The 23,518-nt window shown below is 68.6% G+C and carries 22 protein-coding genes and 1 tRNA gene; 8 read left to right on the forward strand and 15 right to left on the reverse strand.

Annotation, left to right across the window (positions count from 1 at the left end; all coding sequences use genetic code 11):
* Positions 1-432: 432 nt before the first annotated feature.
* From E2L08_RS12185 to pdxH, 5 genes are all read right to left on the reverse strand, one after another.
* Complete coding sequence (locus E2L08_RS12185; protein WP_133397371.1) at positions 433-4,011, reverse strand: vitamin B12-dependent ribonucleotide reductase; 3,579 nt, start codon at positions 4,009-4,011, stop codon at positions 433-435.
* A gap of 429 nt (positions 4,012-4,440) precedes the next feature.
* Positions 4,441-4,517: transfer RNA gene (locus tag E2L08_RS12190), tRNA-Pro, on the reverse strand.
* A gap of 75 nt (positions 4,518-4,592) precedes the next feature.
* Positions 4,593-5,048 (reverse strand): DUF192 domain-containing protein, encoded by a 456-nt coding sequence (locus E2L08_RS12195; protein WP_240758227.1) that lies wholly within the window; start codon positions 5,046-5,048, stop codon positions 4,593-4,595.
* Positions 5,049-5,053: 5 nt separating this feature from the next.
* Positions 5,054-5,665, reverse strand: a complete 612-nt coding sequence (locus tag E2L08_RS12200) for a cold-shock protein (protein WP_133397373.1) — start codon at positions 5,663-5,665, stop codon at positions 5,054-5,056.
* Between the two features lie 122 nt (positions 5,666-5,787).
* Positions 5,788-6,393 (reverse strand): pyridoxamine 5'-phosphate oxidase, encoded by a 606-nt coding sequence (gene pdxH, locus E2L08_RS12205; RefSeq protein ID WP_133397374.1) that lies wholly within the window; start codon positions 6,391-6,393, stop codon positions 5,788-5,790.
* Positions 6,394-6,469: 76 nt separating this feature from the next.
* On the opposite strand from pdxH, the gene fabI reads away from it, so the two are divergent.
* The 3 genes from fabI (at position 6,470) to gpt (ending at position 8,514) form a co-directional block, all read left to right on the forward strand.
* The gene (gene fabI / locus E2L08_RS12210) at positions 6,470-7,276 is read left to right on the forward strand and encodes an enoyl-ACP reductase FabI (RefSeq protein ID WP_133397375.1); all 807 of its coding nucleotides are present in this window, start codon (positions 6,470-6,472) and stop codon (positions 7,274-7,276) included.
* 90 nt (positions 7,277-7,366) lie between these two features.
* Positions 7,367-7,981 carry a LysE family translocator gene (locus E2L08_RS12215; RefSeq protein ID WP_133397376.1) on the forward strand — a complete coding sequence of 205 codons (615 nt, stop codon included), beginning with the start codon at positions 7,367-7,369 and terminating at the stop codon, positions 7,979-7,981.
* Positions 7,982-7,992: 11 nt separating this feature from the next.
* On the forward strand, positions 7,993-8,514 hold the full coding sequence (gene gpt / locus E2L08_RS12220; RefSeq protein ID WP_133397377.1) for a xanthine phosphoribosyltransferase: 522 nt from the start codon (positions 7,993-7,995) through the stop codon (positions 8,512-8,514).
* A 54-nt stretch (positions 8,515-8,568) separates the two neighbouring features.
* Here the strand turns inward: gpt and E2L08_RS12225 are convergent, their stop codons facing one another.
* The 8 genes from E2L08_RS12225 to E2L08_RS12260 form a co-directional block, all read right to left on the reverse strand.
* Positions 8,569-9,027: a host attachment family protein gene (locus E2L08_RS12225; protein ID WP_133397378.1), complete on the reverse strand. Its 459-nt coding sequence runs from the start codon at positions 9,025-9,027 to the stop codon at positions 8,569-8,571.
* Between the two features lie 2 nt (positions 9,028-9,029).
* Positions 9,030-9,278 (reverse strand): hypothetical protein, encoded by a 249-nt coding sequence (locus tag E2L08_RS12230; RefSeq protein ID WP_133397379.1) that lies wholly within the window; start codon positions 9,276-9,278, stop codon positions 9,030-9,032.
* An 83-nt stretch (positions 9,279-9,361) separates the two neighbouring features.
* Positions 9,362-9,655, reverse strand: coding sequence for a hypothetical protein (locus tag E2L08_RS12235; protein ID WP_168771140.1), 294 nt, complete (start codon positions 9,653-9,655; stop codon positions 9,362-9,364).
* 365 nt (positions 9,656-10,020) lie between these two features.
* Positions 10,021-10,620, reverse strand: a complete 600-nt coding sequence (locus tag E2L08_RS12240; RefSeq protein ID WP_133397381.1) for a superoxide dismutase — start codon at positions 10,618-10,620, stop codon at positions 10,021-10,023.
* A gap of 96 nt (positions 10,621-10,716) precedes the next feature.
* The gene (locus E2L08_RS12245; protein WP_133397382.1) at positions 10,717-11,253 is read right to left on the reverse strand and encodes a sarcosine oxidase subunit gamma; all 537 of its coding nucleotides are present in this window, start codon (positions 11,251-11,253) and stop codon (positions 10,717-10,719) included.
* Positions 11,246-14,236, reverse strand: a complete 2,991-nt coding sequence (locus E2L08_RS12250) for a sarcosine oxidase subunit alpha family protein (protein WP_133397383.1) — start codon at positions 14,234-14,236, stop codon at positions 11,246-11,248. Before E2L08_RS12250 ends, E2L08_RS12245 begins: the two co-directional genes overlap by 8 nt.
* Before the next feature lie 2 nt (positions 14,237-14,238).
* Entirely contained in the window at positions 14,239-14,610 is a 372-nt protein-coding gene (locus tag E2L08_RS12255) for a sarcosine oxidase subunit delta (protein WP_133397384.1), read from the reverse strand.
* Between the two features lie 61 nt (positions 14,611-14,671).
* Positions 14,672-15,919 (reverse strand): sarcosine oxidase subunit beta family protein, encoded by a 1,248-nt coding sequence (locus E2L08_RS12260; protein WP_240758222.1) that lies wholly within the window; start codon positions 15,917-15,919, stop codon positions 14,672-14,674.
* A gap of 253 nt (positions 15,920-16,172) precedes the next feature.
* Here E2L08_RS12260 and ccmI point away from each other — a divergent pair, with 253 nt between their 5' ends.
* The 3 genes from ccmI (at position 16,173) to E2L08_RS12275 (ending at position 18,126) form a co-directional block, all read left to right on the forward strand.
* Positions 16,173-17,393: a c-type cytochrome biogenesis protein CcmI gene (gene ccmI, locus E2L08_RS12265; RefSeq protein ID WP_133397386.1), complete on the forward strand. Its 1,221-nt coding sequence runs from the start codon at positions 16,173-16,175 to the stop codon at positions 17,391-17,393.
* Between the two features lie 77 nt (positions 17,394-17,470).
* Positions 17,471-17,893, forward strand: coding sequence for a Holliday junction resolvase RuvX (gene ruvX / locus E2L08_RS12270; protein ID WP_370450687.1), 423 nt, complete (start codon positions 17,471-17,473; stop codon positions 17,891-17,893).
* Entirely contained in the window at positions 17,890-18,126 is a 237-nt protein-coding gene (locus E2L08_RS12275; protein WP_133397387.1) for a DUF1289 domain-containing protein, read from the forward strand. The genes ruvX and E2L08_RS12275 overlap by 4 nt, the downstream gene beginning before the upstream one ends.
* 8 nt (positions 18,127-18,134) lie before the next feature.
* Here E2L08_RS12275 and dusA read toward each other — a convergent pair whose 3' ends face one another.
* Complete coding sequence (dusA, locus tag E2L08_RS12280) at positions 18,135-19,160, reverse strand: tRNA dihydrouridine(20/20a) synthase DusA (protein ID WP_133397388.1); 1,026 nt, start codon at positions 19,158-19,160, stop codon at positions 18,135-18,137.
* An 81-nt stretch (positions 19,161-19,241) separates the two neighbouring features.
* On the reverse strand, positions 19,242-20,312 hold the full coding sequence (locus E2L08_RS12285; protein WP_133397389.1) for an AI-2E family transporter: 1,071 nt from the start codon (positions 20,310-20,312) through the stop codon (positions 19,242-19,244).
* 192 nt (positions 20,313-20,504) lie between these two features.
* On the opposite strand from E2L08_RS12285, the gene cls reads away from it, so the two are divergent.
* Positions 20,505-21,914 carry a cardiolipin synthase gene (gene cls, locus E2L08_RS12290; RefSeq protein WP_133397390.1) on the forward strand — a complete coding sequence of 470 codons (1,410 nt, stop codon included), beginning with the start codon at positions 20,505-20,507 and terminating at the stop codon, positions 21,912-21,914.
* A gap of 135 nt (positions 21,915-22,049) precedes the next feature.
* Positions 22,050-23,513, forward strand: a complete 1,464-nt coding sequence (locus E2L08_RS12295) for a metal-dependent hydrolase family protein (RefSeq protein WP_133397391.1) — start codon at positions 22,050-22,052, stop codon at positions 23,511-23,513.
* The last annotated feature ends 5 nt before the right edge of the window (positions 23,514-23,518 follow it).

Here is a 23,518-nt window from a genome sequence, read left to right on the forward strand (position 1 = left end):
GAAAGGGGAAAGCTTGGCCATCTGCTCGTCGCTCAGCCAGTAGAGGTCGTCCATGTCACCGCTCCGTTTTTCGGGCCGTGAATCACGCCGAACAGCAACAATCAATGCATCCTGACCCTAGAATAAGCCACCCGAGCATGATTTATCAACAATCATAACTAGGTTCCACGATCCCTCATCTTTCACGGACCGTACGAAACGCTTATTAGCCGCCGGTAAACAAATAGCCTGAGTATCGAAATCTCTTCACGAAAAAGGGGGGCCTGATGGCCCCCCGAGTTTCGCTTGCCGGGATCGGTCGTTGCTGCCCGTGTCGTGTTCTGCCTGCGTCCCGGCCGGCTGACAGGGCGAACGCATCCGCCCCGTGTCTTATGTCATTCCCACCTCGGCGGGTCGATTTTTCGTAGAAAAATCGCCCCCCGCCCCGGCGGATCAACTACACCCCGACGTCCCGCCGCAGGTGTTGCACTTCATGCAGGTGCCGTTGCGCACCAGGGTGTAGTTGCCGCATTCGCCGCAGGGATCGCCCTCGTAGCCCTGCATCTTGGCCTTGGCGCGCGCGTCGACGGCCACGGCGGTCGTCGCGGTGGTCGAGCTCGAGGTCGTCTCGCTCTTGATCGCGACCAGACCCACCGGCGCGCGGCCCCGCAGGTAGCCGGTCGAGGCCACCTGCCGCAGCACGTCGAGCGGTGACGAGCCGTCCGATCCAGGCACGTCGCGGAAGTTGCGCTTGCCCTCTTCCTCGCCGCGGCCGAGATCGTCGAAGGATTTCCCCTCGGGCGCGACATGCGCGAGGTCGGTCCGGTCGAGATAGCTCACCGCCAGTTCGCGGAAGATGTAGTCGAGGATCGAGGTCGCGTTCTTGATCGTCTCGTTGCCCTGCACCATGCCCGCCGGCTCGAACCGGGTGAAGGTGAAGGCGTCGACGAATTCCTCGAGCGGCACGCCGTATTGCAGGCCCACCGAGACCGCGATGGCGAAGTTGTTCATCATCGCGCGGAACCCCGCGCCTTCCTTGTGCATGTCGATGAAGATCTCGCCCAGCGTCCCGTCGCGGTATTCGCCGGTCCGCAGATAGACCTTGTGCCCGCCGATGATCGCCTTTTGCGTATAGCCGCGCCGCCGCTCGGGCAGTTTCTCGCGGGCCTTGGCGACCTCTTTCACGACGATCTTCTCGATGACCTTCTCGGCCAGGACGCGCGCCTTGTCCTGGGTGCTGCCGGTGGCCAGCGTCTCTTGGGCCTCGTCGTCATCCTCGATCAGCGCCGAGGCGAGTGGCTGGCTCAGTTTCGAGCCGTCGCGATAGAGTGCATTGGCCTTGGTGCCCAGCGACCAGGACAGCTCGTAGGCCTTGAGGCAATCCTCGACCGTGGCCGAGTTGGGCATGTTGATCGTCTTGGAGATCGCCCCCGAGATGAAGCTCTGCGCCGCCGCCATCATGCGGATATGGCTTTCGACGCCGAGATAGCGCTTGCCGATCCGCCCGCAGGCATTGGCACAGTCGAACACGTGGTAGTGGCGCGGATCGAGATGCGGCGCCCCCTCCAGCGTCATCGTCCCGCAGACATGCGCGTTGGCGTCCTCGATCTCGCGCCGGGAATAGCCCAGGTGGCGCAGCAGATCGAAGCCGGGATCGTTCAGCTTGTCGGCCGGGATGCCCAGCGTGCCGGTGCAGAAGGCATCGCCCAGCGTCCAGCGGTTGAAGACGAACCGGATGTCGAAGGCCGCGGGCAACGCCGCCTCGATCTTGGCGATCTCGTCGGCGCCGAAGCCGTGGCCGACGAGGCTTGCATGGGTGATGCCGGGCGCATTGCCCAAAGAGCCATGCCCGACCGCATAGGCCACGATCTCCTCGACCTGCGAGGGGCGATAGCCCAGATGCGTCAGCGCCGCGGGGACCGAGCGGTTGATGATCTTGAAATAGCCGCCGCCGGCGAGCTTCTTGAACTTGACCAGCGCGAAATCGGGCTCGATCCCGGTGGTGTCGCAATCCATCACCAGCCCGATCGTGCCGGTGGGGGCCACGACCGTGACCTGCGCGTTGCGATAGCCATGCTCTTCGCCCAGGGTCAGCGCCTCGTCCCAGGCGGCCACGGCCAGGTCGACCAGGTCGCGGTCGGGGCAGCTTGCATGGTCGAGCGGCACGGGCTTGACCGCCAGCCCCTCGTAGCCCTCGGCCTCGCCCTGCGCGGCGCGGCGGTGGTTGCGGATCACGCGCAGCATGTGGGCCGCGTTGCGCTCGTAGCCGGGGAATGCGCCCAGCTCGCCCGCCATCTCGGCCGAGGTCGCATAGCTCACCCCCGTCATCAGCGCGGTCAGCGCCCCGCAGAGCGCACGGCCGGCATCGCTGTCATAGCCATGGCCCATGGTCATCAGCAGCCCGCCGATATTGGCGTAGCCCAGCCCCAGCGTGCGGAAGTCATAGCTGCGCTGCGCGATCTCCTTCGAGGGGAACTGCGCCATCATCACGCTGATCTCGAGCGTCACCGTCCAGAGCCGCACCGCGTGCATGTAGCCGTCGGCGTCGAACTTGCCGTCCTTGAGGAAGGTCAGCAGGTTCAGCGAGGCGAGGTTGCAGGCGGTGTCGTCGAGGAACATGTATTCCGAGCACGGGTTCGAGCCCCGGATCGGCCCGTCCTCGGGGCAGGTGTGCCAGGCGTTCACCGTGTCGTGGAACTGGATGCCGGGATCGGCGCAGGCCCAGGCGGCATGACCGACCTGCTCCCACAGGTCGCGGGCCTTGATGGTGCGCGCGACCGAGCCGTCGGTGCGGCGGATGAGCTCCCAGTCGGCATCCTCGCGCACGGCCTTGAGAAAGGCGTCGGTCACGCGGATCGAGTTGTTGGAGTTCTGGCCCGAGACGCTCGAATAGGCCTCGCTGTCCCAGTCGGTGTCATAGGTCGGGAACTCGATCGAGCCGTATCCCTGCCGCGCGTAATCCAGCACCCGCTTGACATAGGTTTCGGGGATCGCGGCCTTGCGCGCGGATTTCACCGCCTGCTTGAGCGCCGCGTTCACGTTCGGATCGGCCGCGTCGGTGGCGTCGCCGTCCCAGGTCCGGATGGCGGCAAAGATGCCGTTCAGCTCGCGCTCATGCGCCTTGGACCCGGCGACGAGGCTTGCGACCTTCTGCTCCTCGATCACCTTCCAGTTGATGAAGGCCTCGATATCGGGGTGGTCGGCGTCGCAGATCACCATCTTGGCCGCGCGGCGCGTGGTGCCGCCCGACTTGATCGCGCCCGCCGCGCGGTCGCCGATGCGCAGGAACCCCATGAGGCCCGACGACTTGCCGCCGCCCGACAGCGGCTCGCCCTCGCCGCGCAGGCGGCTGAAATTGGTGCCGGTGCCGCTGCCGTACTTGAACAGCCGCGCCTCGCGCACCCACAAATCCATGATCCCGCCCTCGTTCACGAGGTCGTCGTCGACGGACTGGATGAAACAGGCATGGGGCTGGGGATGCTCATAGGCCGTGGCCGAGCGGGTCAGCTCTCCGGTCTGCCAATCGACGTAGAAATGCCCCTGGCTCGGCCCGTCGATGCCATAGGCCCAGTGCAGCCCGGTATTGAACCATTGCGGGCTGTTGGGCGCGGCCTTCTGGGTGGCCAGCATGACGCGCATCTCGTCAAAATAGGCGCGCGCGTCCTCCTCGGTCGAGAAATAGCCGCCCTTCCAGCCCCAATAGGCCCAGGCACCCGCCAGCCGGTCGAACACCTGCTTGGACGAGCTTTCGCCGACGCGGCCGCAATCGCCGTCGGGCTCCGAGCGCCACAGGAACTCGGGCACGCCCTTTTCCTTCACGCGCTTGAGCTTGGCCGGGACGCCGGCCTTGCGGAAATATTTCTGCGCGATGACGTCGCTGGCCACCTGGCTCCAGGATTTCGGCACCTCGACCGCGTCGTTGCGGAACACCACCGTGCCGTCGGGATTGCGGATCTCGCTGACCGTGGTGGTGAACTCGATGCCCTCGTAGGCGTCGCGCCCAGCCTTGGTGAACTTGCGCTCGATCTTCATCTGCGTGCCCCGTCATGCTGAATGTCGTCGGTCAGACCCCACCCGTCGACCGGGGTGCCCCGGTTTGCAGACGGCCGTTCCGTACACCAGATATGGTGGTCCACTCGCTCGGCCATACTCATGCTATTGCGTCGCCCGGCGGTCAATCAAACTTTAACACTTATCCCCGACTATTTCGCCCCGACGCCGCACCCCCCTGCCCCGCCCCTGCCCGCGCAGGAAAAAAACCGCGCTGGAATCAGAATGCTGGGCGCGCGGGCTGTGCATAAACGGGGGATGGGTCGGATCGGCGGATCGTGGCTCATCGGACACGCTCACCATATATGGCGGTGATGGCGAACCGAACCACATCATCCATCCCGCGGGGCGGCGAATCGACCGGGGCGGACCCGGACGCGATACGAAGGGGAAAAGGACAGTGCCGCGCGGTGGTCGGGGCGGCGAGATTCGAACTCACGACCCCCTGTTCCCAAAACAGGTGCGCTACCAGACTGCGCCACGCCCCGACGCCCGATCCATAGCCGCGGGCGCGCCGATTGGAAAGTCCCGACCGCCCCCAGGGCCGCGCCGGGCGCCCCCCGTCACTCGGCCGCGCAGGGTGCGGCGGCGCGATCCTGCGGCAGCGCGGGATGGCTCAGCCGGTCGCCTGGCCCGATGCCGATGGCCCCGGCCAGCCCGCCATTGATCTCGAGCACGGCAAGCACGTTATCGCCGCCGAAGATCGGCGATTCGTCCAGCGGAACCGCGTTCTCGTGGACGCGCAGCACGGTGCCCGTCTCGTCGAGAAAGATCATGTCGAGCGGGATCAGCGTGTTGCGCATCCAGAAACTCGCCGGGCCGGGGCGGTCATAGATGAACAGCATCCCCGCCCCGCGCGGCAGGCTTTCGCGGTTCATCAACCCCTGCGCGCGCTCGGCATTGTCGTCGGCGATCTCGACCCGGAACCGCGCCTCGCCGAAATCGCCGGTCAGGGTCACGGCATCCGCGCGGCAGGCGATCCCGGCCGCGGCCGGGCCGCAAAACGCGGCCAGCGCCAGCGCGATCAGGCCGGATCGGACCCGTCGTCCTGCCCGTCCGCCCCTGTCCGCGGCGAGGCCCCGTCGCACCCGTCCGCGCCGTTGGGCGGGGTGTCGGGCGTCAGGGCGGTTTCCCATGTCGTGACCTGCGTGGCCAGGCATCCGCGCTCTCCTTCGGCGACACGAACGGCGACCGCCTCGCCCGGCTGCAACTCAGCCAGCGAGGATCGCCTCAGAACCTCGATATGGACGAAGACATCGTCCTTGCGCCCAAAGACATTGGCAAAGCCGAATCCCTTGGCGCGGTCGAACCATTTGACCCGCGCGGGCTCCAGCGGTCCACCCTCGAGCGTGTCGTCGAACTCCTGCCCGAAGGATCCGTTGCCCGAGGGTCCGGTGGGCGGCTCGATCTCGAGGATCTCCTGCGCCTGCACGCCGCGATCCGTCTCGATCAACCGCATCCGCACCGTGCTTCCGTCCGCGACCGAACTCTGACCGAAATTGCGCAGGACATTCGCGTGAACCAGGATGTCTCGGGGCATATCATCGCAAACGACGAAGCCGAAGCCCCGGACGCTATCGAACCACTTGACCTGACCGGTCACGATTCGGTCGGAAACACTGGATGTGTTTCTCATATGGTCTCCAAATATCGCTTCGCGTTGAAAATAGCTGGGTCGTGAGAACAAACGAACGCGGTCGGGGCACCCTCGGACGAACCCCGCACTCAAAGAATGACCTCGTGTTATGACAGATTGCCTCAGGGGAAAAGTCTTTTGACGCTCCAGGGCGAATCCACGCCGTCGCGGGACCAGAGCTCGCGGTCGTGCAGGCGGCTTTCCCCGTCCTGCCACAGCTCGATGGAGAGCGGCGCGATGCGGTAGCCGCCCCAGAACGGCGGGCGCGCGGGGTCGTCGCCCTGCGCGGCGCGTGCCTCCTCGAGCCGCGCCTCGAGCGTCGCGCGATCGGCCAGGGGCTGCGACTGCCTCGACGCCCAGGCCCCCAGCCGCGAGCCCAGCGGGCGCAAGCGGTAATAGGCATCGGCCGCCGCGCCGTCCTCGCGCGTGACGGTGCCGCGCACCCGCACCTGCCGGCGCAACGTCTTCCAGTGCATGACAAAGGCGGCCTTGCCCGCACCCTCGATCTCGCGGCCCTTGGCGCTGTCGTAATTGGTGTAGAAGACGAACGCCCCGTCCTCGATATCCTTGAGCAGCACGACCCGCACGTTCGGCATCCCGTCGGCATCGACCGTGGCCAGCGCGATGGCGTTGGGATCGTTGGGCTCGGTCCGCCCGGCCTCGGCCATCCAGTCGCGGATCAGCGCGATCGGGTCGGTGGCGTCGAAAATGCTGTCGGTCGCGGTCATGGCGGGCTCTCTTGATGCGGGGGGGCGGCTGGGATAAGGCCCTCGGAACTGCGGAAGGTTGGACGGGGACGGCGACATGTCAACGGGGCTGATGGCCGGGAAACGCGGCCTCATCATGGGGCTGGCCAACGACAAGTCGATCGCCTGGGGCATCGCCCGCGCGCTGGCCGACCAGGGGGCGGAGCTTGCCTTTTCCTACCAGGGCGAGGCGCTGAAAAAGCGCGTGGGCCCGTTGGCCGAACAGGTCGGATCGGATTTCATCGTCGAGTGCAACGTGGGCGAGACCGAGAGCCTCGACCGGCTTTTCGACACGTTGCGCGAACGGTGGGGCAAGCTCGATTTCGTCGTCCATGCCATCGGTTTCTCGGACAAGTCCGAACTGCGCGGCCGCTATGTCGAGACGAGCCGCGAGAACTTCGCCATGTCGATGGACATCTCGGTCTATTCCTTCACCGCCGTCATGCAGCGCTCCGAAAAGCTCATGACCGAGGGTGGCGCGGGGCTGACCCTGACCTATTACGGCGCCGAAAAGGTGATGCCGCATTACAACGTGATGGGGGTCGCCAAGGCCGCGCTCGAGGCGAGCGTGCGCTATCTCGCCGAGGATCTGGGCCGCGACGGCATCCGCGTGAACGCGATCAGCGCAGGCACCATCAAGACGCTGGCCGCCAGCGGCATCGGCGATTTCCGCTACATCATGAAGTGGAACGAGTACAACTCGCCCCTGCGCCGCACCGTCACCCAGGAAGAGGTCGGCCGCGCCGCGCTGTTCCTGCTGTCGGATCTCGGCTCGGCCGTGACGGGCGAGATCCTCCATGTCGACGCGGGCTATCATGTCATCGGCATGAAGAACCCCGACGCCCCCGACATCACGCGGGACTAGGGTGGAGACAGGCCACCGCCCTCCATCCGACACGGCGCGCACACACCCCGAGGCGCCGCGCCAGACGGGCCGCGCGCGGGCGGCGGCGCGGTGACGCTCGCCGCCTTCATCGGTGTCGCGCTGGTGCATCTGCTGGCCGCGATCAGCCCCGGCCCCGCCTTCGTTCTGTCGATCCGCACCGCCGCGCGCGAGGGTTTCGCGCCCGCGGCGGGGCTGGCGCTGGGCTTCGGGATCGGGGCGGTGCTCTGGGCCTTTGCCGCGCTGGCGGGGCTGTCGCTGCTGTTCCAGGTCATGCCGCCGCTATTTCTCGCGCTCAAGCTGGCCGGCGGCGCCTTTCTGCTGTGGCTCGCATGGAAACTCTGGCGCCACGCGCCCGAGCCGGTTCCCGCCCCCGACACGAACGCCGCCCCGCGCAGCGGCGGGCGGGCGGTGCGGCTGGGGATGACGACGCAGCTCGCCAATCCCAAGCCCGCCATATTCTTCGGCGCGGTGTTCATCGGGCTCGTGCCCGCCACCGCCGACTGGCTCGATCGCGGCATCGTGCTGGTCAATATCCTGTGGGTCGAGGCGGCGTGGTATATCGTCGTCGCCCGCGTCTTTTCGCTGCCGCGCCCCCGTGCCGCCTATGCCCGCGCGAAAGCCTGGATCGATCGTTCGATGGGGGTCGTCCTCGCGGGGCTGGGGCTGAAGGTGGCGCTCGATTGAAGGAAACCGTGATGACCGACCGCCTGCCCCATGAAAAAGGCTTTCATGTCAGCTGGGACCAGCTTCACCGCGACGCGCGCGCCCTGGCCTGGAGGCTCGACGGCGTCGGCCCCGACGGCAAGGCTGGCGAGCGCGGCGGGGGATGGCGCGCGGTGGTGGCGATCACGCGCGGCGGCATGGCGCCGGCGATGATCGTGGCGCGCGAACTCGACATCCGCCGGGTCGATACGATCAGCGTGAAATCCTACGATCACCAGGACCAGGCCGAGGCCACGGTGCTGAAACATCCCGATGCCGAGATGATGGGCGACGGGACCGGCATCCTCGTCGTCGACGATCTCGTCGATTCGGGCCGGACGCTGGAGCTGGTGCGCAAGCTCTACCCGCGCGCCCATTTCGCCACCGTCTATGCCAAGCCGCACGGGCGCGAGCAGGTCGACACCTTCATCACCGAGGTCAGTCAGGACACCTGGATCTTTTTCCCGTGGGACATGGCGATGCAATACGTCCCGCCCTTTCGCGGGACGGACTGAGCGCGCAAGGGGGCGAGGTCCGCGCCCCGCCCCACCACGCTGCGCGCGACGCGCTCACCCCTCGGCGAGCGAGGCTTTTACCACCTTTTCGATATCGTCGAGCGAGTGGTTGGTGAGCGTCTTGGGGATCTCGGCCACGACGCGGCGCTCGACCTCGTGGTGCAGCTTGCCGCGCATCTCGCCCAGCACCCCGTGCGAGGCGACCAGGACGATCCGCTCGAACGCGCCCTTCTGGGCCTTGTTGTAAAGCATTTCGGCCAGGTCATCGGCAAAGCGGTCCTTGGCCAGTTCGTGCCAGTCGGTATCCTGCACCGCCGAGCGATGGACGGACGGGCCGTCGTTGAACCGCCCCGGCCGGTCGGTCGCCTGGGCGCGGGCGCTGGGGTTGTCCTGCTCTTTCGTGGAGAGGACGGCGAGATAAGGGTTCTCGTGATCGGTCTTGTTCTCGAGGATCAGCGCCTTTTCACCGTCGGCGATCAGCACCCATGTGCCCTGGGTCAGTTTCGCGCTCATGCTCAGCTTCCCTTTCCGTCTTCGTCGCCCGTGCCGTGAAGCCCGCCGAGATTGCCCTGCCCCTTTTCGTCGGCCTTGGTGACGCGGGTCGTGCCCTCGCCATGCTCGGCCTGGTTCAGCTCGTCGCGGGTGCCGACCTTGCGCTCGAGCTCGCCCTGCGCGCGCCCCGCCTGGCCGGGCGTCGCGACGGCGTCATCGACATAGCGCTCGGTCTCGCTGGTGCCGTCCTTGGATCTCTTGCGTTCGGCCATGGGAGTCCCTTTCCGTTGAATGGTCGGAGGGGAAACGAACGCCCCGGCGGGGCGGTTCCGGGCGGTCTTGCCCGGTGGCGGGATCAGCCGCGCGCCTTGTCGATGAGCCAGGCCAGCGCCGCGGCCTCGCCCAGCCGGGCGCGGGTTCCGTCGACCGTCACGACGAGCGGCGCCGCCGGGGCGAGCCGCGACCAGAGCCATTCGGCCGCCGCATCGCTGCGCGCGTCATCGGCCAGCCCGAGGCTCGCCGTCAGGCGAAAGGCATCGGCCCGACCCAGCGCGCCCTGCATGTCGAGCGGCTGGAACGCGACGCCCGGCGGCGGGCGGTCGGGCCGTTGCAGCCGGGCGAGCGTTTCGGCGTCGAGGGAGTCGAACACGATGACCATGCCGCTTGGGACCGTGTCGCGGGGGCGGTGTCAAGCCGAACGCCCCGCATATGCCAAGGGCACGCGGGGTTGCAGCGATAAGGCGCGGCGTTCGGGGCCGGGCCGGTCCCGCCCGGCAAAACCAGCCTGCCGGGCGGGGATCGGACCCCCTCGCGGGGGGCTTGTCGCATGACCGGTCGTCGCTGCCCCCGGTCTAGGGGGGCCCGTGGCCGTCATCGCGCGCGGGGCGAAGGGTTCGCCCGGATCCGGGGGCGATGATGGCGCAGCGGGGTAAACCGCGCGTCAAGCCGCCGCGCGCAAGGAAAAGGGCCGCCCCCCTTGCAGGAGACGGCCCCGGAAACCCGGCTTGGGCGCGATCACATGCGCGCGGCCACGGCCTCCCAGTTCACGAGCTTGTCGAGGAAGTTCGACAGGTAGGCGGGGCGCTTGTTGCGGTAATCGATGTAGTAGGAATGCTCCCACACGTCGCAGCCCAGAAGCGCCGTCTGGTCGAAGCAGAGCGGGTTCACGCCGTTCTCGGTCGACGTGACCTTGAGGCCGCCATCGGTATCCTTGACCAGCCACACCCAGCCCGATCCGAACTGGCCCGCGCCCTTGGACGAGAACTGTTCCTTGAAGGCATCGACCGAGCCGAAGCTGTCGGTCAGGGCCTTTTCCACCTCGGAGGGCATGGAGGACTGATCGGGGGTCATCCATTCCCAGAACTGGCAGTGGTTCCAATATTGCGAGGCGTTGTTGAACAGCCCCGACTGCGCGACGGCGCCCTTTTCATAGGTGCCGCGCACGATGTCCTCGATGGGCTTGCCGGCCCAGTCGGTGCCCTGCGTCAGCTCGGCCGTCTTGTCGGCATAGGCCTTGTGGTGCAGGTCGTGGTGATATTCGAGCGTCTCGCGGCTCATGCCCTTGTCGGCAAGCGCGTCGTGGGCATAGGGCAGGTCGGGCAGTTCGAAAGCCATGTCGGTCGTCCCCTTCAGGTCAGTGTCTGTCACGGGCACGCCCGGAGGCGCCCCGTTCCGCAGAGGAACATAGGGCAAATGACGCCGTCGTGAAGGTCAGAAAAGCCCGATCTCGCCCCCCTCGCGCGAAACGGTGGCCAGGGTCGCGAAGGCGTAATCGGCGACCGAGCGGAAACAGATCGCGTGGGCGGTCGTCTCGCCCGACAGCCAGAGCGCCGCGGGGATCTGGGCCAGCCGCGTGCGGCGAAAGGCGCCGGGCGGCATCGCGGCGGGCGCCATGTCGACGGGGGCGAGCTTGGCCAGAACCTCGCGCACGCGGGCGCCGCGCAGGGTGAACCGCGCGCGCAGATCGGATACGTCGAGCGCGAGGTGATGCCGCCCCTCGAGCAGGCGGCCGAGTTCCACGGTCGCGCCATGGGCGTCGGGCGTCAGGATCAGCAGCTCGTCGGGGGCCATCCACGCCACCTGCACGTCGCCCGACGAGATCCTGAGCCGGCCGGGCAATTCGCCGCCCACCCCGGCGACGGCCTCGGCCAGACCGTCGGTATCGGGCGCGGCCCTGAGCAGGACCATGCCGCCCGGTGCGACCTCGGCCAGTTCGACGTAACCATGTGCGCGGCGCAGATCAGACATCCTGCTTGGCTCCTTCGGGATCGTAGAAGACCGGGTCGACGATGACGGCCTCGACCGGCGGGCCGTCGCGACGCGCGACCTCGACCGTCTCGCCCATGCGGTCGGGGCCGTGGCGGATCAGCGCCATCGCGATGCCGTAGCCCAGCGTGGGCGACATATAGGTCGAGGTCACGCGGCCCTGGGTGTTGCGCTGGCCGTTGGCATTGGTGCCCTCGGCGGGGATATAGACGCCGTCGGGCAGGCGCGAGCCGTCCCTGGTGCGCAGGCCCACGAGCTTCCAGCGGTCGGGATCGGTCATGTGGATCCGCTCCTGCCCGCGCTTGCCGATATAGTCGTCCTTTTTCTTGGAGATCGCCCAGCCGAGGTTGAGATCCTGCGGGATCACCGTGCCGTCGGTCTCGTCCCCGATCATGACGAACCCCTTTTCGGCGCGCAGGATGTGCATGGCCTCGGTGCCGTAGGGGGTGACGCCATGGGGCGCGCCCGCCTCGAGCAGCCTGTCCCACAGCTCGCGCCCGCGGCCCGCGGGCACCGCCACCTCGAAGCTCAGCTCGCCCGAGAACGAGATGCGGAAGACACGCGCGGGAATGTCGGCCAGCCGCCCCTCGGCATAGGACATGAAGGGCAGCGCCTCTTTCGACAGGTCCATCCCGCCCAGACCTTCGAGCAGCGCGCGCGCCTTGGGTCCGGCCACGGCGACCTGCGCCCAGGCCTCGGTCACGTTGGCGGTGAACACCTGCATGTCCCACCATTCGGTCTGGAGCCATTCCTCCATATGGGCATGGATGCGGTCCGCGCCCCCGGTCGTGGTGTGGCAGAGATAGGTATCCTCAGCGAGGCGCACCACGACGCCGTCATCGCTGAGAAAGCCGTTCTCGTTGCAGATCAGGCCATAGCGGCACCGCCCGACCTTCAGCGCGGACATCTTGTTGGTATAGACGAGATCGAGGAACCGGCCCGCATCCGGTCCCTTGACGATCAGCTTGCCCAGCGTCGAGGCGTCGAGCAGCCCGACCCGTTCGCGCACCGCGCGCACCTCGCGCGCGGTGGCCTGTTCGCGGGTCTCGTCGCCGCGCAGGTAGGCATAGGGGCGGCGCCAATGTCCCACCGGCTCGAACGAGGCGCCGTTGGCCTCGTGCCAGGCGTGGATGGGCGTCTTGCGGATGGGCTGGAACACCTCGCCGCGCGCCTCGCCCGCGATGGACCCGAGCGATATCGGCACGAAGGGCGGGCGGAAGGTGGTGGTGCCGACCTGCGGGATCGGCTCTCCGCGGGCCTGAGAAAGCACGGCGAGCCCGTTGATGTTGCTGAGTTTTCCCTGATCGGTCGCCATGCCGAGCGTGGTATAGCGCTTGGCGTGCTCGACCGAGACGAAACCCTCCTGCGCCGCGAGCCGCACATCCGACACCTTCACGTCGTTCTGGTAGTCGAGGAACATCTTGGCCCGCAATCCGGGCCCAGCGCGTTCGGGCATCTGCCAGACGGGTTGAAGCGGCTGTTCCTCGATGCGCTCGGCCTCGGGGGCGGTGCGCTCGCCGCCCGCGATGGCGGCCACGCGGCCCGCATCCTCGAGCGCGGCGACGGTGGACATCTCGCCATTGGCCGCGCCGATGACGGTGACGAACCCCTCTCCGTCAGCGCCGAGAGGCGGGTGGGACGGGTCGGGGCGGAACATCGCGCCCGCCTCGTCCCAGGCGAGCTTGCCGCCGCAATGCGACCAAAGATGGACGACCGGCGACCAGCCGCCCGACATGGCCACCGCGTCGCAGCGCATCAGTCGCCCGTCCGAGCCGTCGCCCGCGGCATCGCAGATCACGACGCCCTCGACGCGGGTGCTGCCCTCGACCCGCGCGATGGCGCGGCCCTCGAGCAGCTCGATCCCGGCCGCGCGCGCGCGGCGGGGCAGTTCGCCGGTGAGCTTGCGGCGCACATCGACGATGGCGGGCACCTCGACGCCGGCCTCGTGCAGCGCCAGCGCCGTGCGATAGGCGTCGTCGTTATTGGTGACGACCACGACACGGCGGCCGGGGCTCACGGCGTAGTCGTGGACGAAATCGCGCACCGCCCCGGCCAGCATCACGCCGGGCAGGTCGTTGCTGGCGAATGCGATCGGCCGCTCGATGGCGCCGGTGGCGGTGACGATATGGCCCGCGCGCACCCGCCAGAGCCGGTGGCGCGGCCCTGCCGCGCCGGGCCGGGCGTCGCCGCAACGCTCGTAGGCCAGCAGAAAGCCGTGATCGTAGACCCCCGCCCCCATCGTGTTCGCGCGCAGCGTCACGTTGTCCATGCCGCCAAGCTCGGACAGGGCCGCGTCGATCCAGTCCTGCGCCGGGGCGCCCTCGATCCGGGCGCCGTCGACCACGGCCCGCCCGCCCCAGAGCGTATCCTGCTCGACGAGCAGCACGCGCTGCCCCGCGCGCCCGGCGATGAGCGCGGCCTCGAGCCCCGCGACGCCGCCGCCGACGACGGCGATATCGACATGCAGGCTGACATGCTCGTAGCGGTCGGCATCGGGGCCCTCGGGCGGACGGCCGAGCCCGGCCGAGGCGCGGATCACCGGCTCGTAGACGTGCTTCCAGAAGCTGCGCGGCCAGAGGAACGTCTTGTAGTAGAACCCCGCGGGCAGGAACCGCGAGAGCCGCGCGTTGATCGCGCCGATATCGGTCTCGAGGCTGGGCCAGCGGTTCTGGCTCACGGCCTCGAGCCCCTCGTAGAGCGGCTGGACGGTGGCGCGCTGGTTCGGCTCGAACCGGCCGCCCTGCCCTACGCCGACCAGTGCGTTCGGTTCTTCGTGACCGGCGGCGACGGGGCCGCGCGGGCGGTGATACTTGAAGGACCGGCCCATCAGCATCCGCCCCGACGCCATCAGCGCCGAGGCCAGCGTGTCGCCCGCAAGCCCCTCGTGCGGCTTGCCGTCGAAGCGGAAGCCCAGCCGGCGGTCGCGGTCGATGCGGCGGCCGCCGCGCGGCAGACGGTGGGCCATGCTCAGCGCTCCTCGTCGTGGTGGTCGTGGGTATGGCGATGCCCCGCGCCGAGATCGCGCCAGCGCCAGCCCGGCCGCGCCGCGTCGATCTTTTCCAGCAGGTCGTCGGGCGGCGACAGCGTCTGCGCGGGATAGGTGCCGAAGACCTGCATCGTCACCGTACAGCGCGCCGCGTGGAACCACTTGCCGCAGCCCATGGCATGGCGCCACCGCTCGAAATGAACGCCCTTAGGGTTCTCGCGCCCGAACATGTAGGCCTCGAAAGCGGCATCGTCGCTGCCGGTGGCGGCACGCGCGATATGCGCCTCGCCGCCGGGGGCGAGTTCCGTCTCGTCGGCGGTCACGCCGCAATTGGGGCATCTGAGCATCAGCATGGAACGGACCCTTGAACGTGGCGGGGGCGGGCGAGGACGGGGCGCGGCGGCCGCGCGGGGATCAATGCGCCACCCCGGCGGCGACGCTTTCGTCGATGAAACGGCCCTCGCGGAACCGCTCGAGCCCGAAGGGCGCGGCGAGGGGGGACTCTCCGCGCGCCATCAGCTCGGCGAAGGCCCAGCCCGAGCCGGGCGTCGCCTTGAACCCGCCGGTGCCCCAGCCGCAATTGATGAAACAGTTCTCGACCGGGGTTTTCGACAGGATGGGCGAGCGGTCGCCGGTCATGTCGACGATCCCGCCCCATTGGCGCAGCATCCTCAGCCGCGAGATCATCGGGAATGTCTCGACCAGGGCGCGCACGGTTTCCTCGATATGCAGGAAACTGCCGCGCTGGTTGTAGCCGTTATAGCCGTCGGTGCCGCCGCCGATCACCATCTCGCCCTTGTCGGACTGGCTCATGTAGCCGTGGACGGTATTGGCCATCACGACGATATCCATGCAGGGCTTGATCGGCTCGGACACAAGCGCCTGCAACGGCACGCTTTCGATGGGCAGGCGGAACCCCGCCATCTCGGCCAGGCGGCCCGAATGGCCCGCGACCACGATGCCGAGCTTGCCGCACCCGATCTCGCCGCGGGTGGTCGAGACGGCGGTGACGCGGCCGCCCTCGCGGGTGACGCCCGTGACCTCGCATTGCTCGATGATGTCCATGCCCATGTCCGAACAGGCCCGCGCGAAACCCCATGCGACGGCGTCGTGGCGCGCCGTACCCGCGCGCGGTTGCCACAGCCCGCCCAGCACGGGATAGCGCGGCCCGTCGATATTCATGATCGGGCAGAGTTCCTTGACCCGCCGGGGGCCGACGAATTCGGTCTCGACGCCTTGCAGGGCGTTGGCCTCGGCGGTGCGGCGGTACCCGCGCACCTCGTGCTCGGTCTGGGCCAGCATCAGCACGCCGCGGGGCGAATACATGACGTTGTAGTTCAGGTCCTGGCTGAGCGTCTCGTAGAGGCTGCGCGATTTCTCGTAGAGCGCGGCCGACGGATCCTGAAGGTAGTTCGAGCGGATGATCGTCGTGTTGCGGCCCGTGTTGCCGCCGCCGAGCCAGCCCTTTTCGATCACCGCGACATTGGTGATGCCGTGGTTGCGCCCCAGCCAGAAGGCCGTCGCCAGGCCGTGCCCGCCCGCGCCCACGATCACCACGTCATAGCGCGATTTCGGCGCGGGGCTTTTCCATGTGCGGGTCCAGCCCGAATGGTGGCGCAGGGCCTCGCGGGCGATGGCAAAGGCGGAATAGCGACGTTTCACGGGCGATCCTTTCGGACGGGGGCGCAGGGCGGGCGGCCCCTGTATGGAAGCGCCGACCGGTTTGCGCAACGCGTTTAGCGTCGCAACGGCGCCCGCCCGCGACATCGCGGGCGCGACAGATCATCGCCCTCGGGGCCGCGGTGCGGCGACTGGGCGCGCCGGGGGGTGCGGACGGGGGGCGGCCCGCCCTTTCGTCCCGGCGCGGCAAAGGCTAGACGGTGGCCCAGACCGCCCGACCCGGAGCCTTGCGCGCATGATCTTCTGGCTTGCCGCCTTTGCCCTCGCCGCGCTTTGCGCGGTGCCGATCCTGGCCGCGCTGCTGCGCCGCCGCGAAGAGGCGCGCGACGCGCCCGATATCGCCGTCTATCGCGACCAGCTCGACGAGGTCGAACGCGACCGCGCCCGCGGGCTGCTGACCGACGCGGAGGCCGCGCGCGCCCGCACCGAGGTCGAGCGCCGGCTGATCGAGGCCGACCGCGCCGGGCCCGACCGCGTGGCGCCCGCGCCGGGCTGGGCGCGGCTGGGCGCCGCCGGGTTCGTCGCCGTGGCGGCCATCGCGGGGGGCGGCGCGCTGTATCTGTGGCAGGGCGCGCCGGGCTATGGCGACCTGCCTTTGTCGCTGCGCCTCGAACAGGCCGAACAGGCGCGCGCCGCGCGCCCGACCCAGGCCGAGGCCGAGGCCCGCGCGACCCCGATGGACCCGCCCGAGCTGTCCGAGGATTACGCCGCGCTGATGGAGCGGCTGCGCCGCGCGGTGGCCGACCGCCCCGGCGATACCGAGGGGCTGCGCCTGCTTGCCCGCAATGAGCTCAACATCGGCAACTACGCCGCCGCGGCACGCGCGCAGGAGCAGTTGATCGCGCTGCTGGGCGACGCGGCCACGGCCGAGGATCACGCGCGGCTGGGCGAGGCGCTGGCGCTGGCGGCGGGCGGCGTGGTCACGCCCGAGGGCGAGGCCGCGCTCGACGCCGCGCTGGCGCGCGATCCCGCGTCGTCGCGCGCGCTCTACCTCAAGGGGCTGGGGCTTGCGCAGACCGGGCGTCCCGACCTGACCTTCCGGCTGTGGCGCGACATCGCCGAGGGCCGCGCGACCCCCGATCCGCAGATCGAGGCGCTGGTGCGCCAGCGCATCGGCGATATCGCCGCGCAGGCCGGCATCCGCTACGAGCCGCCGGCGGCCGGGGCCGCGCCCGGACCCGGACCGGATGCGGCGGCGATGGAGGCCGCGGCCGACATGACCCCCGAAGAGCGCCAGGAAATGATCGAGGGCATGGTGTCGGGCCTGATGGAGCGGCTGGGCAGCGAGGGCGGACCGGCCACCGACTGGGCGCGGCTGATCGGGGCGCTGGTCGTTCTGGGCCGCCAGGACCGCGCGCGGGCCATCTATGACGAGGCCGTGCAGGTCTTTGCCGACGATCCCGCCTCGCTGGACACGGTCGAGCAGGCGGGCGCACAGGCGGGTATCGCGCCGTGAGCGGCCCCGCCGCCGGCACGCTGATCCACGAGACGCTGGAGGGGCTCGGGGCCGCCCTGCCCGCGCGTTCCGCGCTGATGGGGCTCGATCTGGGGACGCGGACCATCGGCGTCGCGGTGTCGGACAGGATGCGCTCGGTCGCGACGCCGCTCAGGACGGTGAAGCGGCGGAAATTCACGCTCGACGCGGCCGAACTGCTCGAGATCGCGCGCCACCGCGAAATCGGCGGCGTGGTGCTGGGCCTGCCGCGCAACATGGACGGCACCGAAGGCCCCCGCGCCCAGTCCACACGGGCCTTCGCGCGCAATCTCGCGGGGCTCATGGGCCTGCCCATCGGGTTCTGGGACGAGCGCCTGTCGACCGTTGCGGCCGAACGCGCGCTGCTGGAGGCCGACACCTCGCGCGCGCGCCGGGCCGAGGTGATCGACCACGTCGCCGCCTCGTACATCCTGCAGGGCGCGCTGGACAGGCTCGCCCATCTTGACGGAGAGAGCCGATGACCGACGAGATCTGGCGCCGCGACGAGATCGAGAGCCCCTGCATCAAGATCTGCGTCATCCACCCGGCGGCGCGGCTTTGCACCGGGTGCCTGCGCAGCATCGACGAGATCGCCGCATGGTCGCGCCTGTCGCCCGAGGAACGCGCCGCCATCACCGCCGAGCTGCCCGCGCGCGCGCCGCTGATCGCGCAACGCCGCGGCGGACGCGCGGCCCGGCTCAAGCGGGGCGGATAGCGCCGCGGTCAGGCGGTGCGGGCGGCCTCTTGCGGCTCGGCGGCCTGCGCCGTCTCGGCGGCGACCGCGTCCAGCGCCGCGTCGAGCAGCTCTTGCCCGGCACCGGGGCGGTTCGCCCCTTCCGAGAGGATGCGCCGCCACGCGCGCGCGCCGGGGCGCCCGGCGAACAGGCCCAGCATGTGCCGCGTGATCTGGTGCAACCGCCCGCCCGCGGCAAGGTGGCGGTCGATATGGGGCGCCATCGCGGCCACCGCCTCGGCCGGATCGCCCAGCGGATTGGGCCGCCCGAACACCGCGCGGTCGGCGTCGAGCAGCAGGTCGGCGGGCCGCTGGTAGGCCGCGCGCCCGACCATGACGCCATCGAGCCCGCCCTCGAGCTCGGCGCGGACCGCCGCGAGCCCGTCGATCCCGCCATTGAGCGAGATGTGCAGATCGGGAAAGGCGCGTTTCATCGCCCGCACCAGCGGATAATCGAGGGGCGGGATATCGCGGTTCTCTTTCGGGCTGAGCCCGTCGAGCCACGCCTTGCGGGCATGGATCGCCACGCGCCGGATCCCCGCCGCGCGGACCTTTTCGAGGAACCCGGGCAGGATCTCGGCGGGGTTCTGGTCATCGACGCTGATGCGGCATTTCACCGTCACCTCGACCGGCTGCGCGGCGATCATCGCCGCGACGCATTCGGCCACCAGGTCGGGCGTCTTCATCAGCACCGCCCCGAAAGCGCCCGACTGCACCCTGTCCGAGGGGCAGCCGACATTGAGGTTGATCTCGTCGAATCCCCGATCCGCCCCGATCCGCGCGGCCGCGGCCAGCTCGGCCGGATCGGACCCGCCGAGCTGCAACGCCAGCGGATGCTCGGCTGCATCGTGATCGAGCAGATGCACCGCCCCACCCCTCACAAGCGCCGGCGCCGTCACCATCTCGGTATAGAGCAACGCATGCCGCGACAGGACACGGTGAAACATCCGGCAATGCCGGTCCGTCCAATCCATCATGGGTGCGACGGAGAGGCGGGCGTTGAAATCTCGATCCATGTCTCGCCTTTTACGCAGGGCGCGGGGGTGCGGTGAAATAGGCGATTTCGGTGGCCGGTGCAAATCCGCGCGGGCGCCGGGTCAGGCCTCGGCGCGGTCGGCGGTCATCGTCTCGGGGCGTTCGGCGAGGAATATCGCGAGGAAACGGGTCTGCTCGAAGCTCGACAGGATCAGCGCCACGATCGAGGTGAGCGGCACCGACAGGATCGCGCCCGGTATCCCCCAGAGCGCGCCCCAGACCGACAGGGCCACCAGCACGACGAACGGGCTGAGGTTGAGCTCGCGGCCGATCCGGCGCGGCTCGAGCACGTTGCCCACATACATCTGCGCGGCCGTCAGCATCGCCGCCAGCCCCAGCGTCACCGGGATCGACGCGAATTGCGCCAGCGACAGGATCACCGGAAAGGCGACCCCCGCGTAGGAGCCGACATAGGGGATATAGTTCAGCAGCGCGATGGTGATGGCCCAGAATGGCGCGAAATCGACCCCGAAAACCCACAGCACGACATAGGAGATCGCGCCGAGGACCATGTTGATGAGCGTCTTGATCGCGAGATAGTCGCTGATCTTGCGGTTGATGTCGGTCACGATGCGATGCGCCTTTTCGGCGCTTTCGCGGTTGCGGAACGCGGCCGAGATCTTTTGCGGGAAGGTGTTGCGCTCGGCCAGCAGGAAGCCCGCGTAGATGACGACGAGAAAGACCATGCCCCCGACCGAGGTGAACCCGCCCAGCGTCGCCAGCAGGATCGCCTGAAAGCTGATCTTGTCGATGGTGAGCGATCGGATCTCGTTCCAGAGCTGCTGTTCCTCGATGTCGAACATCACCGCGACGTTCTGCAAGAGGCGGCTGAGATTGGCCTGATAGACCGGCGCGACCCCGGCGATATCGCGCACCGTGGCGGCCACGACATAGGCAAAGACGAGCACGATCACGACGAAGGCCGCCAGCACCAGCAGGCGCAGCCAGACCGACGGGAAATGCCGCAGGACCGGTAACCGCCCCAGCGCCTCGGAGGCCGAGGTCATCACGTAGACCGAGATGATGGCGGTCACGATGGGCAGCAGGATCGGCTTGCCGATGACCAGCAGCCACCCCATCAGCACCAGAAAGACGAGGGCCAGCACGAGGTTGAGGAAGGGGGCGTCTTTCATGGGCACTCGGTCCGGCTGTCCTGTGCGGGCGCCGTCGCGGCGGCCCCGTCGCGCGCCAGTTTGGCCGAGGTCCGGCGCAGGTCCACAGCAAACTTGGGGCAGCCGCGCGATTTTCCGGTTTGCGCGCCGGGCGCGATGGGGTTTCATGGTTCTGCCGCGCCCCGTGCGGGGCCAGGGAATCGAGGGGCGCGCATGGTGTCGGCGGCGATATTCGCGGTGGTCGTTCTGTTGCAGATCGCCGCGCTGTTTTGCGCGTGGCGGGCCATCGTGTCGGCGCGTACGCCGCAGGGGGCGCTGGGCTGGGTCGTGTTCCTGCTGGCCGCGCCCTATATCGGGGTGCTGCTCTATCTCTTTCTCGGCCATCACCGGTATCGCGGCTATCTGATCGCGCGGCGCGAGAGCGAGCGGGTGATCGACGGGCTGAAACGCGGCGCCGAGGCCCATGCGCCTGCGGGGCCGCTGGTGGTGGACCCGACCCCGTTCACGCGGATCGCCGATTTGCCGGTGCTGGGCGGCAACCGGGCGGTGCCGCTCATCGACGGGGATGCCACCTTCGACGCGATCTTCGCGGCCATCGACAGGGCGGAGCGTTACGTGCTCGCGCAGTTCTACATCGTTCATGACGACGGGATCGGGCGCGCCTTTCGCGACAGGCTGATCGCGGCGGCCGGGCGGGGCGTGCGGGTCATGTTCATGACCGACGCCGTGGGCAGCCATTCCCTGCCCGAAAGCTACTACGCCGCGTTGCGCGATGCCGGGGTCGAGGTCGCCGATCCGAAAGGCGGCAAGCGTCCGCGCCACCGGTTCCAGATCAATTTCCGCAACCATCGCAAGACGGTGGTGGTGGACGGGCGCATCGGGTTCACCGGCGGGCTGAACGTGGGCGACGAATATCTCGGCCGCGATCCCCGGTTCGGCAACTGGCGCGATACCCACCTGGAATTGCGCGGGCCGGTGGTGGCGCAGCTTCAGCTCGTCTTTGCCGAGGATTGGCACTGGGCGGGCAAGCCGGTCCCGGCCGATATACTCGACTGGACCCCGCCCGCCGAGCCCGAGGACATGGCCGCGCTGATCGTGCCCACGGGTCCGGGCGACAGCATGGAGACCGGGGCGCTGTTCTTTTTCGCGGCCATCGTCGCAGCGCGCCGGCGCATCTGGATCGCCTCGCCCTATTGCGTGCCCGATACCGACGTGCTGACCGCGATGAAACACGCGGCGCTGGCGGGGCGCGAGGTGCGGCTTCTGGTGCCCGACATGGCCGATCACCTCGTTTCGTGGCTGGCGGCCTTTGCCTATTTCGACGAGCTGCGCGAGGCGGGCGTCGAGATCTGGCGCTATGGCGACGGGTTCATGCACCAGAAGGTCGTGCTGATCGACGACGATTTCGCCGCCATCGGGACGACGAATTTCGACAACCGGTCCTTCCGTCTGAACTTTGAGGCGATGGCGGCGATGTTCGATCCGCGCGCGGCGCAATCGGTCGAGGCGTTCCTGCGCGACGATTTCGACCGCGCCGCCCGGTTCGAGACCGACCTCGCCGACCAGCCCCTCAGGATCCGCGTGGGCGGCCCGGTCGCCCGGCTCTTCGCGCCGCTGCTCTAGGTCCGGGGGCGGGTCGCGTGCATCCGTCGCGCGTGAGATGAGTTGACAAAGTCATGTCTTTTCCGTTGAGGTCGGCGCATTCCCTGTTCCGTCCCTGCCTTACGGCCCCCACCCTCTTTCCCAAGGAAATCCCCCATGGCTTTGATGAAGACCGCGCTATCCGGCGTCGCGATCTCGGCGCTCCTGACGCTGCCGGTGCTGGCGCAGGACATCCCGACGGATGTCACCTTGTTCAAGAATGTCGATATCTTCGACGGGACGAGCGAGACGCTGCTCGAGGATCAGGACGTGCTGGTGGTGCGCAACAGGATCGAGCGGATCGCCGACGAGATCCCCAGCTCGGGCACCTATGAGCTCGAGGTGACGACCGGCCGGCTCGAACGGACCGAAGTGCTGCCCGGCGCCGGCGTGACCGGGTTCGCCGTGATCGACGAGGCGGGCGGCACCGAGACGCGCGAGGTCGCGGTGAACGTGATCGAGGGCGAGGGCCGCACCCTCATGCCCGGCCTGATCGACGCGCATTACCACCTGATGCTGGCGGCGAGCCAAGGCGACGCGTGGCGGCTGGAACAACCCGATTACACCCATGCCACCATGGTGATCGAGGCCAACAACCTGCTGCAACGCGGCTTTACCACGATCCGCGACACGGCGGGCCCCGGATTCGGCATCAAGAAGGCCGTGGACGAGGGCATGATCCCCGGTCCGCGCATGTACCTGTCAGGCACGCTCATCACCCAGACCTCGGGCCATGCCGACCGCACGCTACCGTTCGAAGAGCCGCGCATCTTCAGCGGGCAGGTGCCGGTAGGCGAAGGCGTCATGAAGCTCGACCGCGTGGTAAACGGCCGCGACGAGGTGCTGGCGGCGGCGCGCCAGAACCTCAAGCAGGGCGCGACGCAGATCAAGATCGCCATCGGCGGCGGCGTCTATTCCTTCTACGACCCGCTCGACGTGACCGAGTTCACCGATGACGAGATCAAGGCCGCCGTCGATGCGGCCTCGGATTGGGGCACCTATGTCACCGCGCATGTCTACACGCCCAAGGGCGTGCTGCGCGGCATCCGCAACGGGCTCAGGACCATCGAGCACGGGCAGCTCATGGATGACGAAACCGCGCAGGAGATGGCCGAGCGCGGCGTCTATCTCATCACGCAGCCTTTCGAGGCCGATGAAAGCCTCAAGGCGATCGCCGATCCGATCCAGTGGGACAAGTATGTGCAGGTCGTCGATGGCTGGGAACGGACCGCCGAGCTGGTCAAGAAGCATAACGTCAAGATGGGCTTCGGCACCGACCTTGTCTTTGCCCCCGACATGAACGGCACGCAGGGCGATTTCCTCGCCCGCTTCTCGCCCTGGTTCAGCAATATCGAGATGCTGCGCATGATTACCTCGACCAACGCGGAAATCCTCGCCCTCAGCGGCGCGCGCAATCCCTATCAGGAAGGCCCGCTCGGCGTGATCGAGGAAGGCGCCTATGCCGATATCATCCTCGTGGACGGCAACCCGCTGGAAGACGTGGCGATCCTCGGCGATAATGGTTCGAACATCCCGCTGGTGATGAAGAACGGCGAGATCTTCAAGAACACGCTGGACTGAGCACG

The organism is Palleronia sediminis (assembly GCF_004358695.1).
GTDB lineage: Bacteria > Pseudomonadota > Alphaproteobacteria > Rhodobacterales > Rhodobacteraceae > Palleronia > Palleronia sediminis.

Excerpts from the sequence above, each read along its gene's own strand:
- E2L08_RS12185 (WP_133397371.1), bottom strand. The coding sequence starts at position 4,011 with ATGAAGATCGAGCGCAAGTTCACCAAGGCTGGGCGCGACGCCTACGAG.
- E2L08_RS12200 (WP_133397373.1), bottom strand. The coding sequence starts at position 5,665 with ATGAGAAACACATCCAGTGTTTCCGACCGAATCGTGACCGGTCAGGTC.
- pdxH (WP_133397374.1), bottom strand. The coding sequence starts at position 6,393 with ATGACCGCGACCGACAGCATTTTCGACGCCACCGACCCGATCGCGCTG.
- fabI (WP_133397375.1), top strand. The coding sequence starts at position 6,470 with ATGTCAACGGGGCTGATGGCCGGGAAACGCGGCCTCATCATGGGGCTG.
- gpt (WP_133397377.1), top strand. The coding sequence starts at position 7,993 with ATGACCGACCGCCTGCCCCATGAAAAAGGCTTTCATGTCAGCTGGGAC.
- E2L08_RS12225 (WP_133397378.1), bottom strand. The coding sequence starts at position 9,027 with ATGAGCGCGAAACTGACCCAGGGCACATGGGTGCTGATCGCCGACGGT.
- E2L08_RS12230 (WP_133397379.1), bottom strand. The coding sequence starts at position 9,278 with ATGGCCGAACGCAAGAGATCCAAGGACGGCACCAGCGAGACCGAGCGC.
- E2L08_RS12240 (WP_133397381.1), bottom strand. The coding sequence starts at position 10,620 with ATGGCTTTCGAACTGCCCGACCTGCCCTATGCCCACGACGCGCTTGCC.
- E2L08_RS12245 (WP_133397382.1), bottom strand. The coding sequence starts at position 11,253 with ATGTCTGATCTGCGCCGCGCACATGGTTACGTCGAACTGGCCGAGGTC.
- E2L08_RS12250 (WP_133397383.1), bottom strand. The coding sequence starts at position 14,236 with ATGGCCCACCGTCTGCCGCGCGGCGGCCGCCGCATCGACCGCGACCGC.
- E2L08_RS12255 (WP_133397384.1), bottom strand. The coding sequence starts at position 14,610 with ATGCTGATGCTCAGATGCCCCAATTGCGGCGTGACCGCCGACGAGACG.
- ccmI (WP_133397386.1), top strand. The coding sequence starts at position 16,173 with ATGATCTTCTGGCTTGCCGCCTTTGCCCTCGCCGCGCTTTGCGCGGTG.
- ruvX (WP_370450687.1), top strand. The coding sequence starts at position 17,471 with ATGGGGCTCGATCTGGGGACGCGGACCATCGGCGTCGCGGTGTCGGAC.
- E2L08_RS12275 (WP_133397387.1), top strand. The coding sequence starts at position 17,890 with ATGACCGACGAGATCTGGCGCCGCGACGAGATCGAGAGCCCCTGCATC.
- dusA (WP_133397388.1), bottom strand. The coding sequence starts at position 19,160 with ATGGATCGAGATTTCAACGCCCGCCTCTCCGTCGCACCCATGATGGAT.
- E2L08_RS12285 (WP_133397389.1), bottom strand. The coding sequence starts at position 20,312 with ATGAAAGACGCCCCCTTCCTCAACCTCGTGCTGGCCCTCGTCTTTCTG.
- cls (WP_133397390.1), top strand. The coding sequence starts at position 20,505 with ATGGTGTCGGCGGCGATATTCGCGGTGGTCGTTCTGTTGCAGATCGCC.
- E2L08_RS12295 (WP_133397391.1), top strand. The coding sequence starts at position 22,050 with ATGGCTTTGATGAAGACCGCGCTATCCGGCGTCGCGATCTCGGCGCTC.